The sequence below is a fragment of the Pseudomonas sp. 65/3-MNA-CIBAN-0223 genome (assembly GCF_040310425.1).
Taxonomy (GTDB): Bacteria; Pseudomonadota; Gammaproteobacteria; order Pseudomonadales; family Pseudomonadaceae; genus Aquipseudomonas; species Aquipseudomonas gregormendelii.
This window is the reverse complement of sequence record NZ_JBEOPV010000149.1, coordinates 1-271: the sequence shown is the minus strand read 5'-3', so window position 1 is coordinate 271 and position 271 is coordinate 1. Positions and strand designations below refer to the sequence as shown.

The following is a 271-nucleotide window of genomic DNA, read 5'->3' as shown; positions in this document are numbered from 1 at the left end:
GCGTTTGGTTGAGATTGGTTCAGAACAGATTGGTATTGCCGATACGATTGGGGTAGGTACGCCGCTGAAAGTACAGCGCGCGCTACAAGCCGCTTTAGAATATGCCGACATCGCTATGCTATCAGGCCATTTCCATGATACTTATGGTCAAGCAGTCAGTAATACCTTAGCCGCACTACAGATGGGCGTCAGCGAATTCGATACCTCAGTGGCTGGGCTTGGCGGTTGTCCATATGCCAAAGGCGCAACGGGTAATGTCGCTACCGAAGAC

At 51.3% G+C, this 271-nt stretch carries 1 protein-coding gene; it reads left to right on the top strand.

Annotated elements, in window-relative coordinates:
* A partial coding sequence (locus tag AAEZ09_RS28305) for a hydroxymethylglutaryl-CoA lyase-like TIM-barrel protein (RefSeq protein ID WP_502947607.1) occupies positions 1–271 on the top strand: 271 nt, incomplete at both ends.